At 61.5% G+C, this 22,673-nt stretch carries 22 protein-coding genes; 6 read left to right on the top strand and 16 right to left on the bottom strand.

Going from position 1 to position 22,673, the window contains the following annotated elements; genetic code table 11:
* Window positions 1–48: 48 nt before the first annotated feature.
* The 7 genes from DM806_RS22390 to DM806_RS22360 form a co-directional block, all read right to left on the bottom strand.
* Window positions 49–1,008 (bottom strand): alpha-ketoacid dehydrogenase subunit beta, encoded by a 960-nt coding sequence (locus DM806_RS22390; protein ID WP_372859711.1) that lies wholly within the window; start codon window positions 1,006–1,008, stop codon window positions 49–51.
* A 32-nt stretch (window positions 1,009–1,040) separates the two neighbouring features.
* Entirely contained in the window at window positions 1,041–2,024 is a 984-nt protein-coding gene (locus DM806_RS22385) for a thiamine pyrophosphate-dependent dehydrogenase E1 component subunit alpha (protein WP_179045373.1), read from the bottom strand.
* A 22-nt stretch (window positions 2,025–2,046) separates the two neighbouring features.
* Window positions 2,047–3,213 (bottom strand): acyl-CoA dehydrogenase family protein, encoded by a 1,167-nt coding sequence (locus DM806_RS22380; protein ID WP_179045372.1) that lies wholly within the window; start codon window positions 3,211–3,213, stop codon window positions 2,047–2,049.
* Between the two features lie 318 nt (window positions 3,214–3,531).
* The gene (locus tag DM806_RS22375) at window positions 3,532–3,753 is read right to left on the bottom strand and encodes a hypothetical protein (RefSeq protein ID WP_179045371.1); all 222 of its coding nucleotides are present in this window, start codon (window positions 3,751–3,753) and stop codon (window positions 3,532–3,534) included.
* Window positions 3,754–3,887: 134 nt separating this feature from the next.
* Complete coding sequence (locus DM806_RS22370; RefSeq protein WP_179045370.1) at window positions 3,888–4,397, bottom strand: hypothetical protein; 510 nt, start codon at window positions 4,395–4,397, stop codon at window positions 3,888–3,890.
* Window positions 4,398–4,401: 4 nt separating this feature from the next.
* Window positions 4,402–5,460, bottom strand: coding sequence for a phosphotransferase family protein (locus DM806_RS22365; RefSeq protein ID WP_179045369.1), 1,059 nt, complete (start codon window positions 5,458–5,460; stop codon window positions 4,402–4,404).
* Between the two features lie 29 nt (window positions 5,461–5,489).
* Window positions 5,490–6,269 carry an SDR family NAD(P)-dependent oxidoreductase gene (locus DM806_RS22360; RefSeq protein ID WP_179045368.1) on the bottom strand — a complete coding sequence of 260 codons (780 nt, stop codon included), beginning with the start codon at window positions 6,267–6,269 and terminating at the stop codon, window positions 5,490–5,492.
* Window positions 6,270–6,372: 103 nt separating this feature from the next.
* On the opposite strand from DM806_RS22360, the gene DM806_RS22355 reads away from it, so the two are divergent.
* Entirely contained in the window at window positions 6,373–6,900 is a 528-nt protein-coding gene (locus DM806_RS22355; protein ID WP_179045367.1) for a VOC family protein, read from the top strand.
* A 44-nt stretch (window positions 6,901–6,944) separates the two neighbouring features.
* Here the strand turns inward: DM806_RS22355 and DM806_RS22350 are convergent, their stop codons facing one another.
* Both DM806_RS22350 and DM806_RS22345 read right to left on the bottom strand, forming a co-directional pair.
* Window positions 6,945–7,343 carry a VOC family protein gene (locus DM806_RS22350; RefSeq protein ID WP_179045366.1) on the bottom strand — a complete coding sequence of 133 codons (399 nt, stop codon included), beginning with the start codon at window positions 7,341–7,343 and terminating at the stop codon, window positions 6,945–6,947.
* Entirely contained in the window at window positions 7,340–8,662 is a 1,323-nt protein-coding gene (locus DM806_RS22345; RefSeq protein WP_179045365.1) for an aromatic ring-hydroxylating oxygenase subunit alpha, read from the bottom strand. The genes DM806_RS22350 and DM806_RS22345 overlap by 4 nt, the downstream gene beginning before the upstream one ends.
* Before the next feature lie 114 nt (window positions 8,663–8,776).
* On the opposite strand from DM806_RS22345, the gene DM806_RS22340 reads away from it, so the two are divergent.
* The 3 genes from DM806_RS22340 (at window position 8,777) to DM806_RS22330 (ending at window position 12,255) form a co-directional block, all read left to right on the top strand.
* Entirely contained in the window at window positions 8,777–9,685 is a 909-nt protein-coding gene (locus DM806_RS22340) for a sugar phosphate isomerase/epimerase family protein (protein WP_179045364.1), read from the top strand.
* Window positions 9,686–9,838: 153 nt separating this feature from the next.
* A complete protein-coding gene (locus DM806_RS22335) occupies window positions 9,839–11,119 on the top strand; it encodes a phosphotransferase family protein (protein ID WP_179045363.1) in 1,281 nt (426 codons plus the stop codon).
* A complete protein-coding gene (locus tag DM806_RS22330) occupies window positions 11,116–12,255 on the top strand; it encodes an epoxide hydrolase family protein (RefSeq protein ID WP_179045362.1) in 1,140 nt (379 codons plus the stop codon). The genes DM806_RS22335 and DM806_RS22330 overlap by 4 nt, the downstream gene beginning before the upstream one ends.
* A 28-nt stretch (window positions 12,256–12,283) precedes the next feature.
* On the opposite strand, the gene DM806_RS22325 is transcribed toward DM806_RS22330, so the two are convergent.
* From DM806_RS22325 to DM806_RS22310, 4 genes are read right to left on the bottom strand one after another with little or no spacing between them, the layout of a single operon-like run.
* Complete coding sequence (locus tag DM806_RS22325) at window positions 12,284–13,138, bottom strand: MaoC/PaaZ C-terminal domain-containing protein (protein ID WP_179045361.1); 855 nt, start codon at window positions 13,136–13,138, stop codon at window positions 12,284–12,286.
* Window positions 13,139–13,168: 30 nt separating this feature from the next.
* Complete coding sequence (locus DM806_RS22320; protein ID WP_179045360.1) at window positions 13,169–14,248, bottom strand: Gfo/Idh/MocA family protein; 1,080 nt, start codon at window positions 14,246–14,248, stop codon at window positions 13,169–13,171.
* Between the two features lie 23 nt (window positions 14,249–14,271).
* Window positions 14,272–15,585 (bottom strand): phosphotransferase family protein, encoded by a 1,314-nt coding sequence (locus DM806_RS22315; RefSeq protein ID WP_179045359.1) that lies wholly within the window; start codon window positions 15,583–15,585, stop codon window positions 14,272–14,274.
* A gap of 30 nt (window positions 15,586–15,615) precedes the next feature.
* Window positions 15,616–16,374: an SDR family NAD(P)-dependent oxidoreductase gene (locus tag DM806_RS22310; protein ID WP_256869434.1), complete on the bottom strand. Its 759-nt coding sequence runs from the start codon at window positions 16,372–16,374 to the stop codon at window positions 15,616–15,618.
* 259 nt (window positions 16,375–16,633) lie between these two features.
* On the opposite strand from DM806_RS22310, the gene DM806_RS22305 reads away from it, so the two are divergent.
* Complete coding sequence (locus DM806_RS22305) at window positions 16,634–17,428, top strand: SDR family NAD(P)-dependent oxidoreductase (protein WP_179045357.1); 795 nt, start codon at window positions 16,634–16,636, stop codon at window positions 17,426–17,428.
* A 39-nt stretch (window positions 17,429–17,467) separates the two neighbouring features.
* Complete coding sequence (locus tag DM806_RS22300) at window positions 17,468–19,426, top strand: oxidoreductase (RefSeq protein WP_179045399.1); 1,959 nt, start codon at window positions 17,468–17,470, stop codon at window positions 19,424–19,426.
* A gap of 91 nt (window positions 19,427–19,517) precedes the next feature.
* Here the strand turns inward: DM806_RS22300 and DM806_RS22295 are convergent, their stop codons facing one another.
* The 3 genes from DM806_RS22295 to DM806_RS22285 are packed head-to-tail and all read right to left on the bottom strand — an operon-like array spanning window position 19,518 to window position 22,663.
* On the bottom strand, window positions 19,518–20,765 hold the full coding sequence (locus DM806_RS22295) for a cytochrome P450 (protein WP_179045356.1): 1,248 nt from the start codon (window positions 20,763–20,765) through the stop codon (window positions 19,518–19,520).
* Between the two features lie 35 nt (window positions 20,766–20,800).
* The gene (locus DM806_RS22290; protein ID WP_179045355.1) at window positions 20,801–21,202 is read right to left on the bottom strand and encodes a putative quinol monooxygenase; all 402 of its coding nucleotides are present in this window, start codon (window positions 21,200–21,202) and stop codon (window positions 20,801–20,803) included.
* Between the two features lie 60 nt (window positions 21,203–21,262).
* The gene (locus DM806_RS22285; RefSeq protein WP_179045354.1) at window positions 21,263–22,663 is read right to left on the bottom strand and encodes an aromatic ring-hydroxylating oxygenase subunit alpha; all 1,401 of its coding nucleotides are present in this window, start codon (window positions 22,661–22,663) and stop codon (window positions 21,263–21,265) included.
* Between the last annotated feature and the right edge of the window lie 10 nt (window positions 22,664–22,673).

The raw sequence follows: 22,673 nt of genomic DNA, 5'->3' as shown, positions 1-22,673 counted from the left end.
ATTCCTTATGTCTGGCCGCCGCACCACGCGGCGGCCAGATCGTCCGGGTCAGCCCAGCGCAACCTTGACGGCAGCGATGATCGATGCGGGGTTCGGCGCAAACGCCTGTTCAAGCGGCTTGGAGAAAGGCACCGGGCTGTAGGCGCCGCCAACGCGCTGCACCGGTCCCTTCAGCTTGTCCCAAAGCTGCTCGTGCAGGACCGCTGAAATTTCGGCGCCTACGCCATATTCCTTGACCGCTTCATGGACGACGACGGCACGGCCGGTTTTGGAAACCGAAGCGAAAACGGTCTCGCGATCCCAGGGTGAAATGGTCCGCAGATCGATGACTTCGGCCGAAATGCCGTCCTTCGCCAGCTTTTCCGCCGCAGCCAGGGCGTGCACCGCACCGGTCGCGTAGGAAATGATGGTCACGTCGGACCCTTCGCGGCTTATCTTCGCCTTGCCCAGCGGGACCGGCTTGAAATCCACTTCGCCGGGCGTCCAGTAGAGCGGCAGGCTCTCGATGAACATCACAGGATCGTCATCCTCGATGGCGGAGAGCATCAGGCCATAGGCGTCTGCCGGGGTGGACGGGGCAACGACCTTGATGCCGGCGGTGTGGGCGAACCAGGCTTCCAGATAGTCGCTGTGCTGGCCGCCCTGCGAGAAACCGCTGCCGGTCATGGTGCGGATCACGATCGGGACGTTGGTCTGCCCGCCCGACATGAAGCGCAGCTTGGCGGCATGGTTGGTGATCATGTCCATCGCCACGGTGACGAAGTTCATCAGCATGATTTCAGCGACCGGACGATAGCCCACCAGCGAGGCGCCGATGGCCGCGCCCATGATCGCCTGTTCCGAAATCGGGGTCGACTTGATTCGGTCCGTGCCGAACTTCGTCGACAGACCCTTGGTCACGCCGATGACGCCGCCTTCTTCATTGTCGGCCAGATCCTCGCCCAGGGCAAGCACCTTGGGATTGGCTTCACACGCGGCATGAAGTGCCGCGTTGATAGCCTCGATCATATTCATTTTCTTGGGTTCGGTCATGGCGGGCCTCAGGCGAGTTCGTGAGCGAAAACGTCGCGCTTCAGTTCGGCGACATCCGGCAGTTCAGCGGCAAAAGCGGCGATGACGGCAGCATCGATCGCAGCCTTGATCTCCGCCTCGATTCCGTCAAGGTCGGCCTCACGGGCGACCCCGTCGGCCAGCAGACGCTTGCGCAGCGCTGGGACCGGATCCCTTTCCTTCGCGGCAGCGAGTTCCTCGCGGGGGATATAGTGGGCCGCGTCGCCGACCAGATGGCCGTTGAAGCGGAAGGTCATCGCCTCGATCAAGGTCGGGCCTTCGCCGGCGCGGGCGCGCTCGACCGCGACCTTGACCGCGCCGTACATCTCGTCGGGATCATTGCCGTTGACGGTCACGCCTTCCATGCCGTAGCTGGCCGCGCGGATCGCGATGCGCTCGACCTTGGTCGAATTGGCGAAGCTGGTATGTTCGGCATAGCGGTTATTCTGGCAGATGAAGATCACCGGCAGATCCCACAGCGCCGCCATGTTCAGCGATTCATGGAACGCGCCGATGTTGGACGCACCGTCACCGAAATTGGCGATCGACACCTGACCCTTGCCGTCCAGCTTGGCGGCCCAGCCGAGGCCGACCGCGATCGGCATGGACGAACCGACGACGCCGGTCGTGACCATCATGCCCTTCTTGGGATAGGTCAGGTGCATCGGGCCGCCCTTGCCCTTGCACGAGCCGTTGACGCGACCCGCCAATTCACCCCACAGCGCTTCCAGCGGGAAGCCCTTGGCCAGCATATCGTGCACGCCGCGATAGATGGTGCAGATATAGTCGTCGTCGGTCAGGTTCGCCGCTACGGACGAGGGAATGATTTCCTGACCCTGGGTGGAATAGAAGGGCATGATGAGCTTGCCTGCCGTCATCTCCTTGATGACGCGCTCATCGTTGAACCTGATCAATGCAGCTTTCTTGTAGATATCCAGAAGCGTCGCCGCGTCTGGCTTGGGGTAATTGGACATATCGCCTCTCCAGTTTGGCTGATCAGTAGGATTTGGGCAGGTCGAGCACCTTCTCGGCAATGAAGCTCAGGATGAGTTGCTCAGTGATCGGAGCGATCCGCAGCAGGATCGACTCACGGAACAGGCGTTCTACCTGATATTCGCTGGAATAGCCCATGCCGCCATGGGTCATGACGGCGCGGGTGCATGCCTCGAACGCGGCGCGACCGCCCAGGAACTTGCCGGCATTTGCCTCGGCGCCGCAAGGCTTGCCCTGATCATAGAGGTTGGCGGCGCGCATGATCATCCAGAAGGCCGATTCCAGATAAGTCCAGTTCTCGGCCAACGGATGCTGGATACCCTGATTTTCGCCGATCAGGCGCCCGAATACCTTGCGCTCACCGGCATATTTGGCGGCGCGTGCCAGGGCGCCACGGCCCAGACCGACCGCTTCGATGCCGACCAGAATGCGTTCGGGATTAAGGCTGTGGAGGATATAGTGGAAGCCCTTGCCTTCCTCACCGATCCGGTCCTCTTCAGGCACGAAATAATCGTCAATGAAGGTGGCGTTTGAATCGACCGCATTTCGGCCCATCTTCGGGATCCGGCGCACCTCGATCTTGCTCTTGTCCAGATCGGTGTAGAACAAAGTCATGCCGTCGGTCGGCTTCTTGCATTGGTCCTTGGGGGTGGTGCGGGTCAGCAGCAGGATCTTGTTGGCGACCTGGCCCGAAGAGGTCCAGATCTTGCGACCGGTAACGCGATAGCCGCCAGGCACCTTGGTCGCGAAGGTCGAGATGCTGGTGGTGTCGAGTCCGGCGTCCGGTTCGGTCACGCCGAAGCAGGCGCGATCCTCGCCCTTGATCAGCGGGAGCAGCATGCGCTCCTTCTGTTCGGGCGTTCCGTGCACGACGACCGAATGGGGGCCGAAAATGTTGAGGTGGATCGTGCTCGCCGCGGAATAACCGCCGGCGCTCGCCGATACCTCATGCATCATGATCGCGGCTTCGGTCACGCCCAGATTGGCGCCGCCCAGTTCCTCCGGCATGGTGATGCCCAGCCAGCCGGCATCCGCCATCGCCTTGTGAAATTCGAAGGGAAACGTCTTTTCCTGTTCGCATCTCGACCAATATTCGTCATCGAACTGATCGCAGACCTTCCGCACATTGTCGCGGATGGCCTCATGCTCTTCCGAAAAGCTGATATCCACTCAATCCCTCCTACCGGGCATAACAGACAAAACCATGCCCCCAAAGAGCTGGTGTTGGTACGCATTCTAACTATATGCAAACGTGCTGAAGTCAAGGTGCCAAGTGGAAGATTTGCCCGTTTGCCGATCAGCCAGTGGATAAGGCGCTGAACAAAATTGATTCCGCATGACCTTGTCCGCCAAATCGGCGGGAATGAAAAGCGCCGATCGTTGGGGCGGCATGGGAGGCGCTGATCCGACAATCATTTTCCATTATAAAAGGCGGCGGACTATACGGCGCCACCTCCCTGTCCCAGCCTGATGGATCAGGCCGTTCGATCACCCGTCGGCGTCAGAACTTGACGCCGGCCTCACCTTCCCCCAGGTGATCGGTGCACCCGGAACATACCAGCCGCCGATCTGCTGACGCGACACGTTGATGCAATATTTCTCGTTCAGCAGATTGTCGCCGAAGACGCTAAGCGAGAATTTTTCATCGGCAACCTCGCGGCCGCGGCGGTCGCGATCGTCCGCGCCATGGACAGTGGTGATCCGCCGCAACGTCTGTTGCTGGGCAGCGACGCCTAACCATGCTCCTTGATGTCTTCGACAGCCGCCGGCGGGGGACGAGGCCTTGCGCGACGTGAGCGAAAGCACCGATTTTCCTTCGGAACAATGAGCGTCGTGCCGATGGCTTAACGCCGCGGTCCCTTATCCTCGAAAGCCGGATGGATGAGCCTGGCTTCCATGAGCACGTCCGCTGTCAGATAGGCGCGGATCGCGGCGCGAGCGGCCAGATAATCGGCCTCGCCCCTGCGGGCGTCCCGCTGCGTCTGGAGATAGGCCAATATATCCTGCATGACCGCGCGCAGCGCCGCCGCCTGCGTGGCCAGAATCTGGATGGAGGGATAGCGCCCGGCGGGCGGCTCGGCAGCGGACATGGCTGTGCCGATCTCGCGTGCGCGCGCAGTGTCGCCGGTCGATGCGATGTAGACGGCAAGGTCGTTCAGCAGCAGCTTCAGCGCGGCGATGTCGTCGGTCAGCAGTTGCCCTTCATCCTCTATCCGCAGCGCAACGTGGCGCAGCAGATGGCCGATGGTGGCAAGCGCGCTGCGCGCGGTCGTGGTCTGCACCGCAGGTTCGACGATGTCGACCAGCGTGGCTTCGATGTTGCGGATGATTTCGATGGCGGATGGATGGATCATTGGCTTATCCCATGTCCACAGACGTATTGAGCTGGGCGAAGCGGGGGCCGGGGATCGGCGGAACCAGCCCCATGGCCGACGCCAATATATGCTTCGACAGGTGCAGTACTTCGGTCCCGGTCCATCCCTGACGGATATGAGCGTCCGGTCGCCGCAGCGATGTCGCGCTATTGTGCGACATGACCGCCAGGCGCAACGCGCGGATCAACTGATAATATTGGACCGCCTCCGGCACGATGCGGATTCCGGTAAGCTCGGCATAATGGTCGAGCGCCGGCTCCAGTCCCCACAGCTTGCGCCCGTCCCGGACAATGTCGCCCAGAAAGCCCTGCATGAAGGCGAAGTCGGCGGCCGGATCGCCGATCGTGACCTCTTCCCAGTCGCTGAGCGCCACGATGCGGCCGTCGCGGAAGACCTCCTCGCCATAGCCGTTGGTGCCCTTGCAGAGGCAAAGTCTTGGCGCGGGCGGCGCCTTGTCGGTCAGCCATTCCACCGCCTCCAGCAGCAGCGGGATGGGTTCGGTCGCCAGGCTCAGAAACTGGTCGCGCGCATGGCGGAGTGCGCAGGGAGCCGCGTCAGCCTCGTCACGCGGTACAGGCAGCCGCTCGCCAAAGCCGATCCTGCGCCAATCGATGGCATGGACGCGGGCCAGTGCGCCGATATGTTCCTTGGCAATGGCGATGCGCAGGCTGTCATAGGCTGGGTCAGGGTCGGAAAAATGCGCGATGTTCCAGTCGCCGTCGATCTTCTCGCGGGCGTAGAAGGGCCGGTCGGTACGTGCGGGATCGGCTTCCCAGAACAGCGTGCGCGCGGTTGGCACGTCTGCCTGCCCCAGCCGGTCATAGATGAAATATTCCAGGTCCAGCGGATTGGGATCGGTACTGCCCGCGGGGAAGTCGCTGCGCAGCACCATTTCCCGCGTCTCGCCGCCATCGACGCTGTAGGTGACGAAGCGCGTTTCGCGCGACGAGCCACGCGGAAATCCCTCGACCTTTTCGATCCTGACCCGGCCGTTCAGATTGTCGGAAAGGATCGGCTCCAGTTCCTGAAGTGTGAAGTCCATGGCACTCAAATCCATAAAGGGGAGAGAGATCAATGCGGCGTCAGACCGCCGTCGACGAACAGTTCCGCGCCGGTGACGTAGGATGCGGCATCGGACGCCAGGAAGGCGACCACGGCGCCGACTTCCTCTGCCTGTCCCATGCGGCCCATCGGGATGGCGTCGCGCAGCGCGCGCACTTCGGGCAGATCGGCCTTGGCATCGCTGCCCAGCAGCATTTCGGTCGCGTGGGGGCCGGGATGCACGGAATTGACGCGGATACCGGTGCCCGTCTGCGCCAGATGGATCGCAGCCGATTTCGTCATGTTGGCGACGGCGGCCTTGGTGGCGGCATAGGATGTGGTGATAGCGCTGACGCGTTGTGTCGAATTGGAGGAAATATTGACGATGGCGCCCCCGCCATGCGCCTTCATCACTGGGATCACCGCCTGCATGCCGCGGAACGGACCGAGCAGGTTGATGTCCAATATCGCCTGGAAATCGACCACCGTCAGATCCTCGATGGTGGCGGCGGTCGCGATACCGGCATTGTTCACCAGAATGTCAAGCTTGCCGAAGGCATGGGTCGTCGCCCGCACGGCGTCCGCCCATGCCGCTTCGTCCCGCACATCCAAAGGCGTGAAACGAGCGTCATGCCCTGCTTCGCGCAATTCTGCGGCGGTCTGCTCACCCCGTTCGGCGAGCAGGTCCGCGATCATGACCTTGCCGCCCACCTCGCAGATCGCCCAGGCGGTCGCCGCGCCCAGCCCGCGCGCGCCGCCGGTGATCAACGCCACCTTGCCGTGCAATTCGGGACTTTTCGTCCTGCGCATCCTCATCCCTCACATTTTATGGCGTGAGTCATTCTCACTGTGAGAATAGAGTGCTAGCATATGGTCATCATCATAACCAGTGCTTGATGGAGAAGGAAAGATCATGATCGACAAGCCCTTGGGACGGCTGAATCAGATTGCCTATATGGTGCCCAATATAAACGAAGCGATCGATTGGTGGACCGAGGTGATGGGGGTTGGCCCCTTTTTCATCTTTCCGGCGTTCGACATGGTCCGTGGCGATTATCGCGGCAAGGATCATCTGCCGCAATTTGGCGCGGCGATCGCCTTTTCCGGGGATTTGATGGTCGAACTCATCGAACCTCGCGGCCCGTCGATCTTCCAGGAATTTCTGAATGCCGGCCGGAAGGGCGTGCATCATCTGTGCGCTTTTTCCGACAGCATGGAAGACGCGGAAGCCTGGATCGCAGAACGCGGTGGCAAGCGGCTGCAGGGCGCAGAGTTCGCGGACGGATCCCAAGTCGCCTATTTCGCGATGGATGACGACGAAACGATCCTCCTGGAAGTCGGCGCTTTGAAGCCGGAGGTGCAGGGCCTGTTCGACATGATCCAGCAAGCCGGCGCCAATTGGGACGGCAAGACCAAAATCTTCGATCCGATGGCAGGCTGAGGATGGCCGGGGGGCGGCCCAAAGAGCTGGGCCGACCCTCCCCCCTAATCGCCGGTGAAGTTCAACTCCACGCGCACGCCGTTGGGATCGATGGCGAAGATCTGGCGTAGCCCGATCGATGCCACGACGTTGATCTCATAGGGCACACCCATGTCCGCCAGCGTCTGCTTGATGGCGTCATGGCCGTGACAGTCGAACGCGACATGATGGAGGCGGCCGGTGTCGCCGGGCGGGAACCGTTTTTCGCCGGGCAACGGCTCGGTGAGGTGAATGACGGGAAAGCCACCGCTGTCGCACAGCCAGACGACCTCGATGCCCGTCAGACCGGGCGGCACCGTCCGATGCAATCCCAGCAGGCGCTGGTAGAAGGCCGCGCTCTCCTCCATCTGGTCCGTGCGGATATTCACATGATCGATCTTGCGAACGTGATTGACGGCGGTCATGCGGCGCTCCTGTTTGACGGGCGAGGGCGATAGCCCGCGATATATTTGTCGATCATGGCGTGATATTGCGCCACACGGCGCTCCTGATTGGCCAGGATCGCGCCGCGGTAGCCGCGCGATCGCATCGCCTGCTGCTGGCCTGCCATCACCCATGCGTCGCCATCCAGCACGACGCCCAGGCTCTTTTCGCCATAGTCGATAAATTCCCGCTCGGCATGCGGCTGGTCGGACTCTCCTTCCAGCGTCACCAGCTCGATATGCGAACTCATTCCGCCGAAGCTGTAATACCAGCAGTCGAAGACGCAGCGTTCCGGATCGGTCGCGTGCGGCGTCGCGCGCAGGAACAGCATCCCGTCGGCATTGAGCGAGGTCGCGAAATTCGGGAAGACGGTATAGTGGAACACGTCGGTCAGCTGTGCGTCGCTCAGCATCTCATAATGGGCAAGCCCGCGCTCGCCTGCCAGCTTGCGCTTCTGTTGCTGCACCGCCTCGCGCGCGTCACGCTCGCGCCCGCAGAAATCCTCCGGATCAAGGCCCCACCGCTGCAGGTCGGCGGCGATCGGCGCCGTCATGCGCGGCTTGTGATCCGGCAGCCGGTGCGCGGGCAGGCAGCATTTCGATTGGCCCAGCGCATGGCCATTCTCGAACAGTTCCAGCCGCGTTTCCTGATAGCTGTCCTCGGAATATTCGATGCCTTCCGGATGCGCGGTCGGCAGATGATAGGTTTCATGGAAATTGTCCATGAGCAGCTTCCAGTTGCACGGCATGTGCACGGACGTAGCCTGCACCCGCACCATGTTTTCGAGCGGATAGGCCAGCCATTCGTCCCAGATCGACCCCAGCGAATCGCGCAGGGACGCGCAGTCGGGGTCCATGTTGATCCACACGAAGCCAGAAAATTGCTTGCAGGCGACCTCCACAAGCGACGCCCGAGCGCAGGGATCACCACCGGGAAAATCTTCCGGGTCCTGGACATAGCTGCATCGGCCATCCAGTTCGAAGCGCCAGCTATGATAGGGGCATGTGAAGTACGCCATGCTGCCGGCGGTGTCCCCTACCAGCTTGTTTCCCCGATGCTGGCAGACATTGTAGAAGGCCTTGATCGCCCCGTCATCCTGACGGACGATCAGGATCGATTCGGGGCCGATCTCCTCCACGACGAAGTCGCCGGCTTCAGGAATTTCGTCGGCGCGGATGGTGATCAGCCAGCTCTTCGTCCAGACATTGTCCCATTCCGCTTCCATGAACGCGCGGGACGTATAGCGTTCTCCGGCCAGCGGACGCGCCGCACCGGGCTGGATTACATAGCTGTCAGCCATGACCTCTCCTCCTGCTTATCGGCAGCCCGAGATTATGGTTTGCGGGCGATCCGTATGTTAGCATATTAAGGTGGTCGCCGGGCCTTGCCAAGCCCGTAGCAGATGAGAGGATGAATGGAAGAGTCGGTGTCCGGGCAGAAGCCGCCAATGGCGCATGCGCCGCCTGATCTGCTCGCTGCCCATTGGCTGCTTGCGGGGCAGAGGCCCACTGCGGACCCCATGCCATGTCCCATTCCCCTGACGGAGCGCGTACGCGCAGCGCAGCAGGCGGGCTTTGCCGGGATCGGACTGATCGAACCGGAATTGGTCGATGCCGTTGGTCTTCACGGCGTTGTGGGGTTGCGGACGCTGCTGGCCGATCATGATATGCGCTATCTGGAAATCGAAGCCTTGACCGGCTGGTGGCGGGACGATGATGGCTGGCGCCGCTCGCTCGATATCATGCTCGACCTTGGGGGCCAGCTGGGCGCGCGCATCCTGAAGGCCACGGGCGACTTCGCCGCTGAGCCAGCATCCGCATCGCATATGGCCGATCGTTTTGCCGTCGTCGTAGAGCGCGCGCGGGGGAGCGGTGTCGTTCTCGCGCTGGAGATCATCGCCTTTTCCAACATCGCGGACATTCCGTCCGCTCTGGCTGTTCTGGGCGATTGCCGGGGCGAGGAGGCCGGACTGATGCTGGACAGCTGGCATTTCGCGCGCCGCTCGCTGCCGCTCCCGCCGATCGCCGGGCTACCCAAATCGCGCATTGCCGGGGTCGAGATTTCCGATGTGGCCGCGGGAACGCCCGATGATCTGTTCACCGACACGGTCGATCACCGGCAGGTGCCGGGCGAGGGCGCCTATGATTTGCAGGCCTTTCTACGAGCCGTGGCGCAAACCGGATATGACGGCCCGGTCGGACTGGAAGTCCTGTCGGCGCAACTGCGCGATGACTCCCTGAATTTCGCCCTGAAACGCTGCGCGGACGGCGCCCGCGCAATAATGGCGGGGGGGGCATTGAATTTATCCGCAATCTTACAGTAAGCTATAGTACCTGTTTTTGGAGAGGTTTCTAACGTGACCAATGCCCAATATCTATGGAGTGTAGCGCGCGGCTTGCGGACACAGGTCCGCCCCAGTGTCGAAAATAACAGTGCGCGCGACGCGTTGGATAATGGTATCAGGATCCTGACCACCTTGGCTAACGCCCTCGAACCGGGGCCGGACGTGCCCCCTGCGCTCGCCGCCGATCAGGCGTCGGCAAACACGGATCGTCTGGGCGGCCCGCCGGAAAATGCTGCCGCCTATCGCAGCACGGGCGCGGTGATCGCGCAGGCGGCCGCGCAGTTGGAGAAGGGGGCCTCCACCAGCACCCTGGCTGAAGCGATTCGCTGGGAAAAGTCGCTGCTGGATGCGGCGCTGACGCAGATCGACGCGGTCGAGCGTGCTGCCCCGGCCCATGGGAGCGCCGATGTCAGCACAATCGATCCGATCCGATTGCAGGCCTATCTGCGCCGCCGTCCGGGTTGCGAGGATGTGGAAATCACCGCCTTCCGCCTGATCGTGGGTGGCCGTTCCCGCCAGACCGCACTGTTTTCGATTGCCGGTGGCACGGACATTCCGCGCGATATGGTCATTCAGCGGGGTATTCCTGGACAAGCGGCCGGCGATGCGTTTCTGAGCGAGGCTGTCCAGTATCAGCTTCTGGAAAAGCTGGCCGGCGCCGGCATGCGCGTGCCTCGTCCGGTGCTGGTCGAAAACGACCCCTCCTGGCTCGACGCGGCCTTCATGCTGGTGGAACAGGTGGCAGGTTCGCCGGTGCAGCCGGATTACTGGCTGCCCGCGGAAAGCGAACAGGTTGTGCTGGGCCTCGCGCGGGAAATGGCGGTGTTGCACGACCAATCGGTCGAGACGGTCGGCGTCGGATTGCGTCAGGCGCGCGAACGCCATGACGTGGAAGGCTGGCGTACCGAACTGGAAGCGCTGGCCGAACGGTGGAACAGCCGGGCGCACTGGCCGTCCATCACCATGTCGGCGGTTATTTCCTGGCTACGTGAGAATGTCGACTGTATGGACGACCGCCGCGCGATCGTCCACAACGACATGGTTTTCCACAATATTCTGGCGCAGGATGATCAGATTACCGCCGTGCTCGACTGGGAGCAGTGCGCGATCGGTCATCCGGGCGAGGATCTGGGCTATTGCTATCCGGTCGTGATCGCCGTCACCGACTGGTCGAAATTCATGGACGCCTATCGCGCGGCGGGTGGTGCAGACATTCCGCAGCGCCAGATCGACTTCTTCGCCCTGCGCGCTGGCCTTCGCCTCATGAACCTGGTCGTCGGCGGCGGTCGAGATTCCTTTGAAGGCGGCCTGAGCGACGACATTCTCGTCGCCAGCGCCGGCGCGCACTTCACCCAGCGCCTGATGCACCGCATCGCCTTCGTGCTCGATTCCATTCTGGCGCGTCAGTCATGAGCGAGGTCATCACCCCCTTCGAACTGGCGGTTCCCCAGAGCGAGCTGGACGACCTGACCTATCGACTCGACCGGACTCGCTGGCCCGAACGGGAAACGGCGGACGGATGGACGCAGGGCGTTCCGCTGGACCGGCTGCGCGCGCTCGTTGCTTATTGGCGGAGCGATTATGATTGGCGGCGCTGTGAGGCGATGCTGAACGGTTTCGGCCAGTATAAGACGCAGATCGACGGGCTCGACATCCATTTCCTGCACATCCGCTCGCCACATGCCCATGCGATCCCGATGCTGCTTACCCATGGCTGGCCCGGATCGGTGATCGAGTTCCACAAGGTGATCGGACCGCTCACCAATCCGGTGGCCCATGGTGGCGATGCCGCCGATGCTTTTCATCTGGTGGTGCCCTCGCTGCCAGGCTACGGCTTTTCCGGCAAGCCTGCGGAAACGGGCTGGGGAGTCGAACGGACCGCCCGCGCCTGGGCCGAGCTGATGCGGCGGTTGAGCTATGACCGCTATGTCGCGCAGGGGGGGGACTGGGGTTCGGCCGTCACCGTGTCCCTGGGCGTGCAGGCGCCTCTGGGTCTGGCGGGCGTGCATTTCAACATGCTCTCCATCCGCCCGGACGATCTGGAGCCGGAACTGGATGCCGACGAGGAAAAGGCGGTCGGCCAGCTCAGCCATTTCGCCGATGTCGAGTCCGCCTATGCGAGGTTGCAGGCCACCCGGCCGCAGACAATTGGCTATTCGCTGGCGGATTCGCCGGTTGGGCAGGCCGCCTGGATCTATGAGAAGCTGCGCGGCTGGAGCGATTGCGATGGCGAGCCGGAAACGATCTTCACCTATGACGAGATGCTCGACAACATCATGCTCTATTGGCTGAACAATAGCGGTGCGTCGTCAGCACGGCTCTATTGGGAAAGCATGGGATCCTTCCGGCCGATGACTATCGACCTGCCTTTGGGCTATACCCAATTCCCCGGCGAGATCATGTCGCCGCCGCGCAAATGGGGGGAAAGTCTGTTTAGCCGGATCATTCACTGGAACAAGGTGGAAAAGGGCGGACATTTCGCCGCCTTTGAACAGCCCCGGATTTTCGTGAATGAAGTGCGGACCTGTTTCCGTCAGCTCCGGGACTGAAATCGGGATGTGAACGGCGGGGCTGCGGTCAGTGCAGTTCCGCCGAGCAGCGATCAAGCACCACCAGATCGCGCTCTTTGGAAATCGCCCTGAACCGGAGCGATGTCTCGCTTTGCTTCTGAAATTCGATCCGGATCGTCTCGCCCGGCATGACGGGACGACTGAACCGGACGAACATCGATTTGAGTCGTGTGGGATCACCACCACAATAGGCGTCCAATAGGGCGCGGCAGGCAATTCCCTGCGTGCACAGGCCGTGCAAGATGGGTCTTTCAAAGCCGGCTTGGCGGGCAATCGCCGGATCCGCGTGAAGCGGGTTCCAGTCTCCGTTCAGCCGGTACAGCAGCGCCTGTCCAGGCAGCGTGGCATATTCGAGGATTCGATCGTTCGCGGGCCCCTCGATCGGCGCGGGCGGCGCTATGGATTGGCCGAAACCGCCTTGGCCGCCATTATTGCGCAGGAACATCGTCGCGCGGATCGTCGCCAGAACGTCACCCGATGACGCATCCACCAGATTGCGCCGCTGGTGCAACAGGGCGCCGCGCCCCGCCCCCTTGTCTTCGATGCCGATAATGCTGCTGAAACCCCATACGTCGCCGCGCGGCGGTAGAGGCCGGTGCAGTTCGAAATATTGTTCGGCATGCAGGATGCCCTGCCAATCGATGCCGAACGCGGGATCCTTCTGCCAGAGCGGGGTTTCGCACAGCAGGTTGGCAAAGGCCGGGACGCAGTGGAGGTCCCGTTCATAGACAAAGGGCAGGTCTTCTTCGGCCAGGGGATCCGCGCCATAGCCGATCCCGAGGGCGTAAAGGATCACATCCCGATGATCATAGGATTGTTTGACAGGATCGAGCGCCAGCTGTTCTATCTGCGCAATTTTCATCTGGGTCTTTCTTCAGGATCGAGCTTCGGCTCAGAGCGAAATGCGCTGGCCGTTCTGCGCGGACCGCTCGATCGCATCCAGCAGGCCATGGCGCTTTACTGCCGCCGCGAAATCGGGGGCCGGATCAGCGCCGTCGTCGCCCTTTTCAAAGCGCGCATAGAGTTCGCCGACATTGACGGCGAAGCCTTCGATGCCGGGCGGAATGGTCCGATAGCTTTCCGGCACGACCATCTCTTCCAGGGTTGCGCTGTCGCCTTGCCCGCCACGAAGCGTCAGCTCGAACATCTGCGCATGGCCGGCATAGGAGGTGATTTGCAGGTCGCCCTTCGTGCCGTTAATCTCCCACAGCAGGTTCGTGCCCCGCGAAACGCCGCCGCGATAATGGACCGAAGCGACGGCGCCATTTTCCAATAGGCCGTTGAAGGCGACCTGGTCTTCGGCCAGCATCGGTTCGGTAGCGCCGGTTTCCACGATTTCGTAGCTTTCGCGCCGCGTCGCCATGGTGGCGCTCACCTCGCGAAATTCGCCCAGGCAGAAACAGACCGCGTCGATCGTGTGGCCGAGCGGAATGGTGAGCAAAGTCGCGCCGTTCTTCCGGTCATGCGTATAGGCATGCGGCGCATTGACCTGCGCGCCCCAACTCATGCCGGAACCCACCAGCGTCGTGGACAGGACTTCGCCGACATAGCCGTCACGAACCAGATCGCGGACATAGCGGATGACGGGGGAAAAGCGCGCCTGAAGGCCGATGACGGTGCGGAGGTCGCGCTCGGCGGCATGGGCGGCCATTGCCTCCGCATCGGCCAGGCCATTGCCCAGCGGCCATTCGCAATAGACCATCTTGCCGGCGTCGAGCGCCGCATCGACCAGAGCGCGGTGGTTGGGCACCTTGACCGTCACCGCAACCAGATCGACCGCCTCGTCCTGCAACAATGCCTGCACGTCCGGATAGGCTTTGAGACCGCAGGCTTCTCCCGCCGCACGCGAGGAGGCTTCGGAACTGTTGGCGAGTCCCGCTATGTCATAGCCCGGCAATCCCTGAAGCGCGGGAATGTGCGAGATGGTCGCCCAACTGCGCCCCGGCGTTACGCCGACAATGCCTACCTTCATCGTAAAATCTCCCAAAGACGAAATCAGTTCGGCAAAAGGGTCTTCAATTCTTCGGCGGCTTTGCGAAGAAAGACCTTCTGCCATTTTATCCCGGAATAGGCCGACGGCAGCAGAGGGAGTACCGCATCGCGATAGCCACGATATTGGGCAATCGAGCAGGTCACGTTGCGGACGCAGTTGAGCAGGCTGTAATAGTGCGAATTATCCGCATTGATCTCCGCTCCACCATGGTCGCGATAGATTCTCAGGAAGGCATCGAAGTTCATCACCTGATCGACCCAGTTGCGGCAGTAGAGCAGGTCTTCGGACGGATCGCCGACATGCACCAGTTCCCAATCGATCATGGCCGTCGTTCGGCCGCCCTCAACCATGATATTATGCAGTCCGGCATCGCCATGGACCAGAACGGGACGCGGCGATTGCGGGACATTCGCCAACAACCATTCATAGGCGGTGTCCACAATGACGGAGGGTTCCATCTGGTTGGACCTCCACCATGCCTGCCATTGGCTGACATGCTCCCGCACATAATCCGTCGTCGACCAGCCGGCGTGGCTCATCTCTGGTAGCAGACTAATGTTGACGCTGTGCAATTGGCCGAGAAACCGGGCAAGAAGTTCGCAATTGCCTTTTGCTTCGGCGCCTAGATTGTTGATCTCGACCGCGCCGGAAATGGCCCGGCCGCCGACCTTGCGGCTGATCTGGAAGGGCATGCCGAAAAATGCCGGATCATATTCCGAATGGACAGGTTCAGGCACAGGCAGGCCGAGCTTGAAAAGCGGGTGCAGCACCTTCGCTTCGTCGGGCGCGGAAGACTGGATCGGCGGGTTGGGAATGTCCCGCCGCATGACAAATCCAGCGGGACCGTCGGGCAGTTGGACATCGAACAGGAAGGTTTCCTTGGACAAGCCGCCCACGACTTGCGCGACGTTCGTCACGACCGCTTCCGTCATGCCGGGCACCTGACTGCGCAGATAGTCGGTCAGCCGATCAGGAGAAACGACGAACAGTGCACTGATGTCCGGAGCCAGCTCCAGCAGTTCGATCTTTTCTTCCGCGCTCGTGATCGCGCCCAGCGCCTCATATTCCCGTTCGATCTGCGCCCGAAGGTTCTCGGCCACCCTGGCCGGGACGGCCCGCGCCACTTCGCCGCCGCCAAATTCCTCCCGCGTGATGAGGTGCCGCAGCATGAGATCGGTCATCTGCAACAGCACGCGGCTGCGTTCGCTTTGTACGTCGGGCAGGATGACCCGGGCCAGATCGCTACGGATGGCGTTCAATATATGCGATGTGGACGGCAAGCCATCCCCGCGCGGTCGGGTGAAATTCTTGTCCATGCTAGCTAGGTCTTTCGCCGATGCTGCGCTTCATTGCGCGATAGCGCCGCCATCGACGACAAGCGAATGGCCTGTGACGAAGCTCGCCTTGTCGGAACAGAGCCAGATGATGGCTTCCGCAATCTCCTCGGGACGGGCGACCCGGCCCATCGGCGCCATATTTTCCAGAACCTTGCGTTCTTCCTCGCCCAGTTCCATCACGTCCTTGACCATGTTGGTGAAGGTGACGCCCGGCAGCACGGCGTTCACGCGAATGCCGTCCCTGGCATGTCTCAGCGCGGCGACCTTGGTCAGGCCGATGACCCCATGCTTGCTGGCGGTATAGGCCGGCAGGGAAGGGACCACCGAGGCGATAAGCCCGCCGATCGAGGCGGTATTGACGATGGAACCCTTGCCCGCCGCCAGCATGTGACGCAGTTCGGCTTTCAGGCAGTGCATGACGCCCGAAAGATTGATGTCCAGGGTGCGCTGAAAGGCATCGTCATCCCATTCCGCATCCTTGGGATGGGTGATGCCGGCATTGTTGGCGGCATAATCCAGCCCGCCCAGCTTGGCCACGGTTTCCGCGACCATCTGCTCGACAACCGCCTTGTCGGACACGTCGCCATAGACGAACATCACCTCTGCGCCGGATTGCCGCAGCAGCTCCGCCGCCTGCTCGCCGGCCTCGCGGTTCACATCCGCGATGGCGACCCGCGCTCCGCGCTCGGCAAAGAGACGGGCAGTGGCAAGGCCAATCCCGTTTCCGCCGCCGGTGATCAGCGCCACCTTGCCTTCAAATTCCTTCAATGCATCCTCCGCAATTGCTCTCGTGCGCGGTGGCCGCAGAACCTTGTCCATCGGGTTGACCGGCCGATCGTTCTTCTTTTGTGAATAGTCGTATACGAGATATGTGTATTTTATGCAATATCCGGTGCAGCCTTTTCCAGAAAATTAAGTCGGAAAGCTAAAAATTTCTTACAGATTCAGCTTGGGAATAATTGATCCATAGCCTTGCCAATAACCTCAAGCTGCAGCAAGATCGTATGCGATTCTTATGGAGAGGATGATGGCGGAACAACGGTTTTCCGGCAAGTCGGCGATCGTGCTGGGCGCGTCGGCGGAGGGCGGTTCGGGGTGGGCGATAGCGGAACGGCTGGCTGCCGAGGGCGCACGGGTCGCGGTCGCATCGCGGAATCTGGAGAATCTGGAACGTCTGGCCGCGAAGATCGGTGGCCTGGCCGTCGCCTGCGACGCGGGCAAGCCGCAGGATCTTGTGCGCCTGGCAGATCAGGCGCGCGACGCGCTAGGCCCGATCGACATCGCGATCGACGCCGCGGGCTGGCCGATGCCGGGCATGATCGCCGATATCACGCCGGAAAAGGTGGAAAGGGCGATGGCCGTCAACTTCATGGGACCGCTCTTCTTCGTCCAGAACTGCACGCGCGTCATGCGCGATGGCGGAGCGGTGGTGGTCATTTCTTCCATTTCCTCGACCCATGCCGCGCCGGGCCAGATGGCCTATGCCTGCGCCAAAGCCGCGACCAACATGATGATCAAATATGCTGCGATCGAATTCGGACCCCGGCAAATTCGCGTCAATGCGGTCCTTCCCTCGCTGATCGAATCCGCGATGGCGGCGCCCTTCGTGGCCATTCCGGGCGTCCGGGAGGCTGCGGTCAAGGAAGCGCCGCTGGGACGCGGGGCCACGCCCGCCGACATGGCCGCGGCCTGTCTGTGGCTGGCGTCGGACGAATGTTTCGCGACGGGCACCTGGATGCCGGTCGATGGCGGAAATCATCTGCGGCGTTGCACCTTCCCCGACGAATATCCGCCGCAGGCCTATGCCTCCATCGGTGAGTGACACGGGGAAACCAGACAAAAGGAAAGGAGGCGAGGGGTGATGAGTCTTTGTCATGTCTTCGAGCCGATCCGCATCGGGTCGGTGGAGATCCCCAATCGCATCGTGCGGACAGCGCACGGCACGCATTTTTCGCAGGACAGCCTGACCGACGAGTTCATCGCTTATCATGAAGCGCGGGCGCGGGGTGGTTGCGGATTGTCGATCCTAGAGATTGCCAGCGTCCATCCGTCGAGCGTGGGAACGGTGCGCAATTTCGATGACGCGATCATTCCCCATTATCGCAGGTTGATGGAGGCCATTCGACCCCATGGCATGAAGATTTTCCAGCAACTCCATCATGGCGGCGCGCATTTTCCGGGTCTGGACGGGCTTGGCTGGTCGGCTTCGGATATTCCCAGTCCGCTCGGTTTCGTGCCGCGCCCGATGCGACAGGAAGATATCGACACCTTGATCGAAGCCTTTGCCGCCGCCGCGCTTCGCTGCCGTGAGGGTGGACTGGAGGGCGTTGAGATTCACGGTGCGCATGGCTATATCTTCCATCAGTTCCTCTCGCCCGTTCTGAACCGGCGGACCGATGCCTATGGCGGCTCGCTCGAAAACCGCATGCGGCTGTTGATGGATACGGCGCGGGCAGTACGCAAAAGGGTTGGGCAGGATTTCGTGGTGGGCGTGCGCCTCAGCGCGACCGAAGCGCCCGAAGGGGTCAAGGCACAAGATAATGTAGCCCTGATCCACGCGCTGGAGGCTGAAGGGCTGATCGACTATGTGAATGTCTCGCTGGGCGATTATTATCGGCCGCTATCCATGAACGCGACGATGGAAACGCCGACCGGCTACGAATTGCCGAGCGCAGGCCCGATCGCCGCGACCTCCACTCTGCCGCGTATCGTGGCAGGGCGGTTCCGCACGCTGGAGGAGGCCGAACAGGTGCTGCGCGAAGGCACGGCGGACCTCATATCAATGGTGCGGGCGCAGATTGCCGATCCCGATCTGGTACGCAAGACGAAGGAGGGGCATCCCGAACAGGTCCGCCCCTGCATCGCCTGCAATCAGGGCTGCATCGGCCAACTCAATCGCGGTGGGCGCATGGGGTGCCTGGTCAATCCGGCGGTGGGTTTTGAACGGCAGCTGGACGACAATGTCATTGCCGCCACGCCGGTCGTGAAACGCAAGGTGCTGGTCGTCGGCGGCGGCCCCGCAGGGATGGAGGCCGCCCGCGTCGCGGCTCTGGCTGGGCATGCGGTGATATTGGCCGAAGCGATGCCGGGCCTGGGCGGCGCGGCCGCCGTGGCGCGCAAGGCGCCCTATCTGCATATGGTTGGCGACATCCTCACTTGGCTTGAACAGGAGGTTTACCGGCTGGGGGTGGATGTGCGGCTCAACAGCTATTTCTCCGCGGACGATATCCGCGGGGAAGGTGCGGATGTCGTGATCATCGCCACTGGCTCGGAACCCCGCATGGACGGGATGCAAGCTTCCGCGCCGTGGGCGTCGCTCGTCGGCGTGCATCAGCCCCATGTCCTCAGTACGATCGATCTCCTGACGGCCGCCCCTGCCGCACAAGGCCGGCATGCGCTGGTCCTCGATGATGTGGGCCATGTGGAGGCGATCGCGGCCGTCGATACGCTCATGGCGCGGGGCATGGCGGTGACGCTGGTCACGCGCCACCCGATGATGACGCCTTATGTTCAGAGCACGCTGCGGACGACGCCGGCGCTGGAACGGTTCGGCAAACAGGAGTTCCGTCTGATCACGCGGGCCTTGCTCGCCGAAATAGGGCAGGTGGATTGCGTCGTTCGACCGCTGGATGGTGGAGCGGAGCAGTATGTCCCGGCGGACGTTGTAGTGCTGGTGACGTACAACCGGTCCCGCAGGGATCTGTTCGATGAATTGCGCGGCGAACTCCCAGCCTTGCATGTGATCGGCGATGCGGCCAGCCCGCGCGACATGCTGGCGGCCATAGCCGAGGGACGCCGGGTTGCCGCCAGCCTTGAGTGATTTCGAGTGAACTGGCACAGTTCACGGCCTGGAAATCACAGCAAAACAGGGGCCTGGGCTGATCCCCATCGGGATCAGCCCATCTGCAGGATTAGGCTTGGCGCGAGGTCGGGTCGAACAGGATGTGCATGCTGTCGAGCGTGTGCACATGGAAGATCGGCGCAAAGGAAGGTTCCGGATAGTCCGGGTCGAACCGCATGTTGGGCAGGCGCTGGACCAGCTTGTCCATGCCCAGCTTCAGTTCGGCGCGTGCCAGCAGGTTGCCGAGGCAATAGTGGATGCCGCGACCGAAGGCGAGGTGGTTGCGGATGCCCTTGCGGTCGAGGTCAATCTTTTCCGGGCATTCGTAGAAAGACGGGTCGTAATTGCCCGCGAGGTAGCTCAACATCACGATGTTGCCCTTGGGCAGCGCATAGCCGTCAATTTTGGTGTCTTCCTTCACCTCGCGATAGAGATGCGGGCTTGGCGCGTGGAGGCGCAGCACTTCCTCGGTAAAGGCGCCGACCTTTGCCGGATTTTCGCGCAGCCGGGCATAGACGTCGGGGTTGCGGATCAGCAGGCGCACCGCATGGCCGATCGCGCTGGTCGTCGTCTCATTGCCCGCGACGAACAGCTGTTCGGCGATCGACACGAATTCGGTCGGGGTCAGATAGCGGCCATCGAGCTGCGCATTGGCAAGGTTGCTGAGCATCTTGTCGACCGGCGCCTTGCGATATTCCTCGCCCTTGGACACCAGATATTGCTGCATTTCGATATGGAAGGTCGAAAGATGCAGCCGCTCATCGATCGGCAAGGCCGGATCGATGAGCGCCATGGTCGAGTCCGACCACATCTTGAATTTTTCCCATTCTTCGCGCGACAGGCCGAGCTGATCGACGATGACGTACATCGGCAGGCGGATGCAGAAATCCCGCATCAGGTCGACCTTCCCGGTTTCGCAGAAACTGTCGATCAGCTCGTCGGCGAGATCGGCGATATAAGGTTCCAGGCTCTTGACGAAGGACGCGGTGAAAACCTTATCGACTAAGCCGCGATAGGCGGTGTGGCTCGGCGGGTCGTTGGTGACCATCGTATGTATGCGGTTATAACCGGTTTCCTCGTACAGGGCGGCGACGCGCTTGCCATCCTCCGACGGGTTTTTTTCGTTGATGACGATAGCCGTCTGGTTCGAGAAAAGCTGTGGATTCATACTGATATAGGCGATGTCCTTGTAACGGGTCACTACATGGAAGCCGGTGCGCGGATCGGGATAGATCGGCGCCTGTTCATGCAGGCTGTGAATGAACGGAAACGGGCAGCGCTGCACTTCCGTATCGCTGAAGCTGCCTAGGTCGACCATGTGATACTCCGTCTATAAGGTTGCAGCGTCGGTGATCAGACGAAGACGCTGGTGTTGCTTTCCGTATTGGGATGCAGTTCCGATTGGCCGACCGGATAAAGGTCAAAGACCGACCGATCGGATCGCATGCCCGACAGGATCGTCAGCTGCATCGGGGCGGCACAGCAGTCGATCAGTTCCCCGACGCGCTGCTGGAAGAAGGGTTCGGCGCGCACGGCATTGGTGGCTTCTTCCGATTGCCAGGACTCGACACAATAAAATTGGTTCGGATCGCGTCCCCAGCCATAGAAGACGAAATTTGTGTCGCGCTCCATAGTGGGGATGAACCGGGTCCAGAGATCATCGAACAGTTCAACAAATTGGTCCCTCTTGGCGGGGTCGATCGTGAACACGCAGATGAACGCACTACCTTCAATGAATATCTTGTTATAGTTCATCGGCTCATCCTCTTCCGGTCTTTCCCAAGGGTGCCGGACGCGAACCTGGCACTTCTGCCGTCATTCCGCGATCATCTCGTCGATGACTTCGTGCCAACGCTTGATGACGAACTCCTGATAATCGCCAAGCTGGGCATAGTGGCGTTGCGGGTCCGCCGAGCGGACGCCATTCTGAACGTTCGGCAGGTTTTCAAAGTCCTGATCGAAAACCGCCGCCAGGAATCCGAAGGCCGGGGCCTTGTCCTTGATCCATTCATCGGGACCGATTTCGATGCAGGGCGACGGCTTGGGCCGCTCGGTGCCTGCCGCGTGATGCTTGAGCATCCGGACCTCCAGATAGCTCATTTCCGGATCGGATTCATGCGGCATGAACCGGTAGAAGAAGGGTAGCGCTTCCGACAGCCAGAAGGTCGTGTGCGGGAAGACGAAATAGAGCGGCGAGTCGATCAGGATGCCGTCGGGCAGGGTGCAGGGACGGCCCAGCCGCTGCGTCTCCAGCTTGCGATACCAATCAGCGACCTGCGGCCTGACGGGCTGGTCCGGATCGATCTGCGGCAATTCGGCATCGGGATGATGCATGTCGCGCACGAAGGCCACGGCACCCATGATGGCCTCGGCGGTCGTCACGGCGTCATCGGCGTGCATGCTCGGATGGCCGCCGGGCGTCAGCTGCCGCCCGATATGCGCGATGCCGTCATCATAGATATCATATTGCGACTGGGTGTCGCCGCTGAATGGAATGGCGTTCGGATGGGTGCCCACCACATGGTAGGATTCCATGAAGGCTTCCTGGTTCAGTTTCCAGTTGGCGCGCACGAGGCGCCGGAAATGCGCGGCCGTATGACGGTTGGCGATGTCGAACGGCTCGAAATGCCGGGGCACGACGCCCAGCGAGTCCTCGAACGGTGCGGCATCGGGATCGGCATTGATGTAGATGAAACCGCCCCAGCGTCCGATCTTGACCTCACGAAGTGCGCCATTTTTGGGCGTCACCATCTTGAAGTCCCAATGACTGGGAATATAGCTCAGCGATCCGTCGATCTTCCATTCCCAGGCATGATAAGGGCAGCGGAAGTGCGTGCCGGATTCCGGCTTGGTGCATAGCTGCGTGCCACGGTGGAGGCAGCTGTTGTAAAAGGCTTTGAAGCTGTCTTCGGCGACGCGGACGATGATGAAGGAGACGCGTCCGACATTGAACGGTATCCGGTCGCCGACATTGGGGATATCCTCGTCACGGCAGGCCATCAGCCAGGATTTCATCCAGATCTTTTCATGTTCCTTGCGCGCGAATTCGACATCATAATAGCGCGAATATTCGATCCGGTCATAGGTCGGGTCGTAATTGCCCGTTTCCTTGCCGGCCGGATGGTCGGGATAGGTGTCGAGAGCCCACAGCTCGCCGGCAAGTTGCCGGGTTTCCGATCCGTGGCCCCGCTTGATGTCCTTGCGTACGACATTCATGGTTCAGGCT

The sequence above is a fragment of the Sphingobium lactosutens genome, assembly GCF_013393185.1.
Taxonomy (GTDB): Bacteria; Pseudomonadota; Alphaproteobacteria; order Sphingomonadales; family Sphingomonadaceae; genus Sphingobium; species Sphingobium lactosutens_A.
This window is presented reverse-complemented; position numbering and strand designations above follow the sequence as displayed.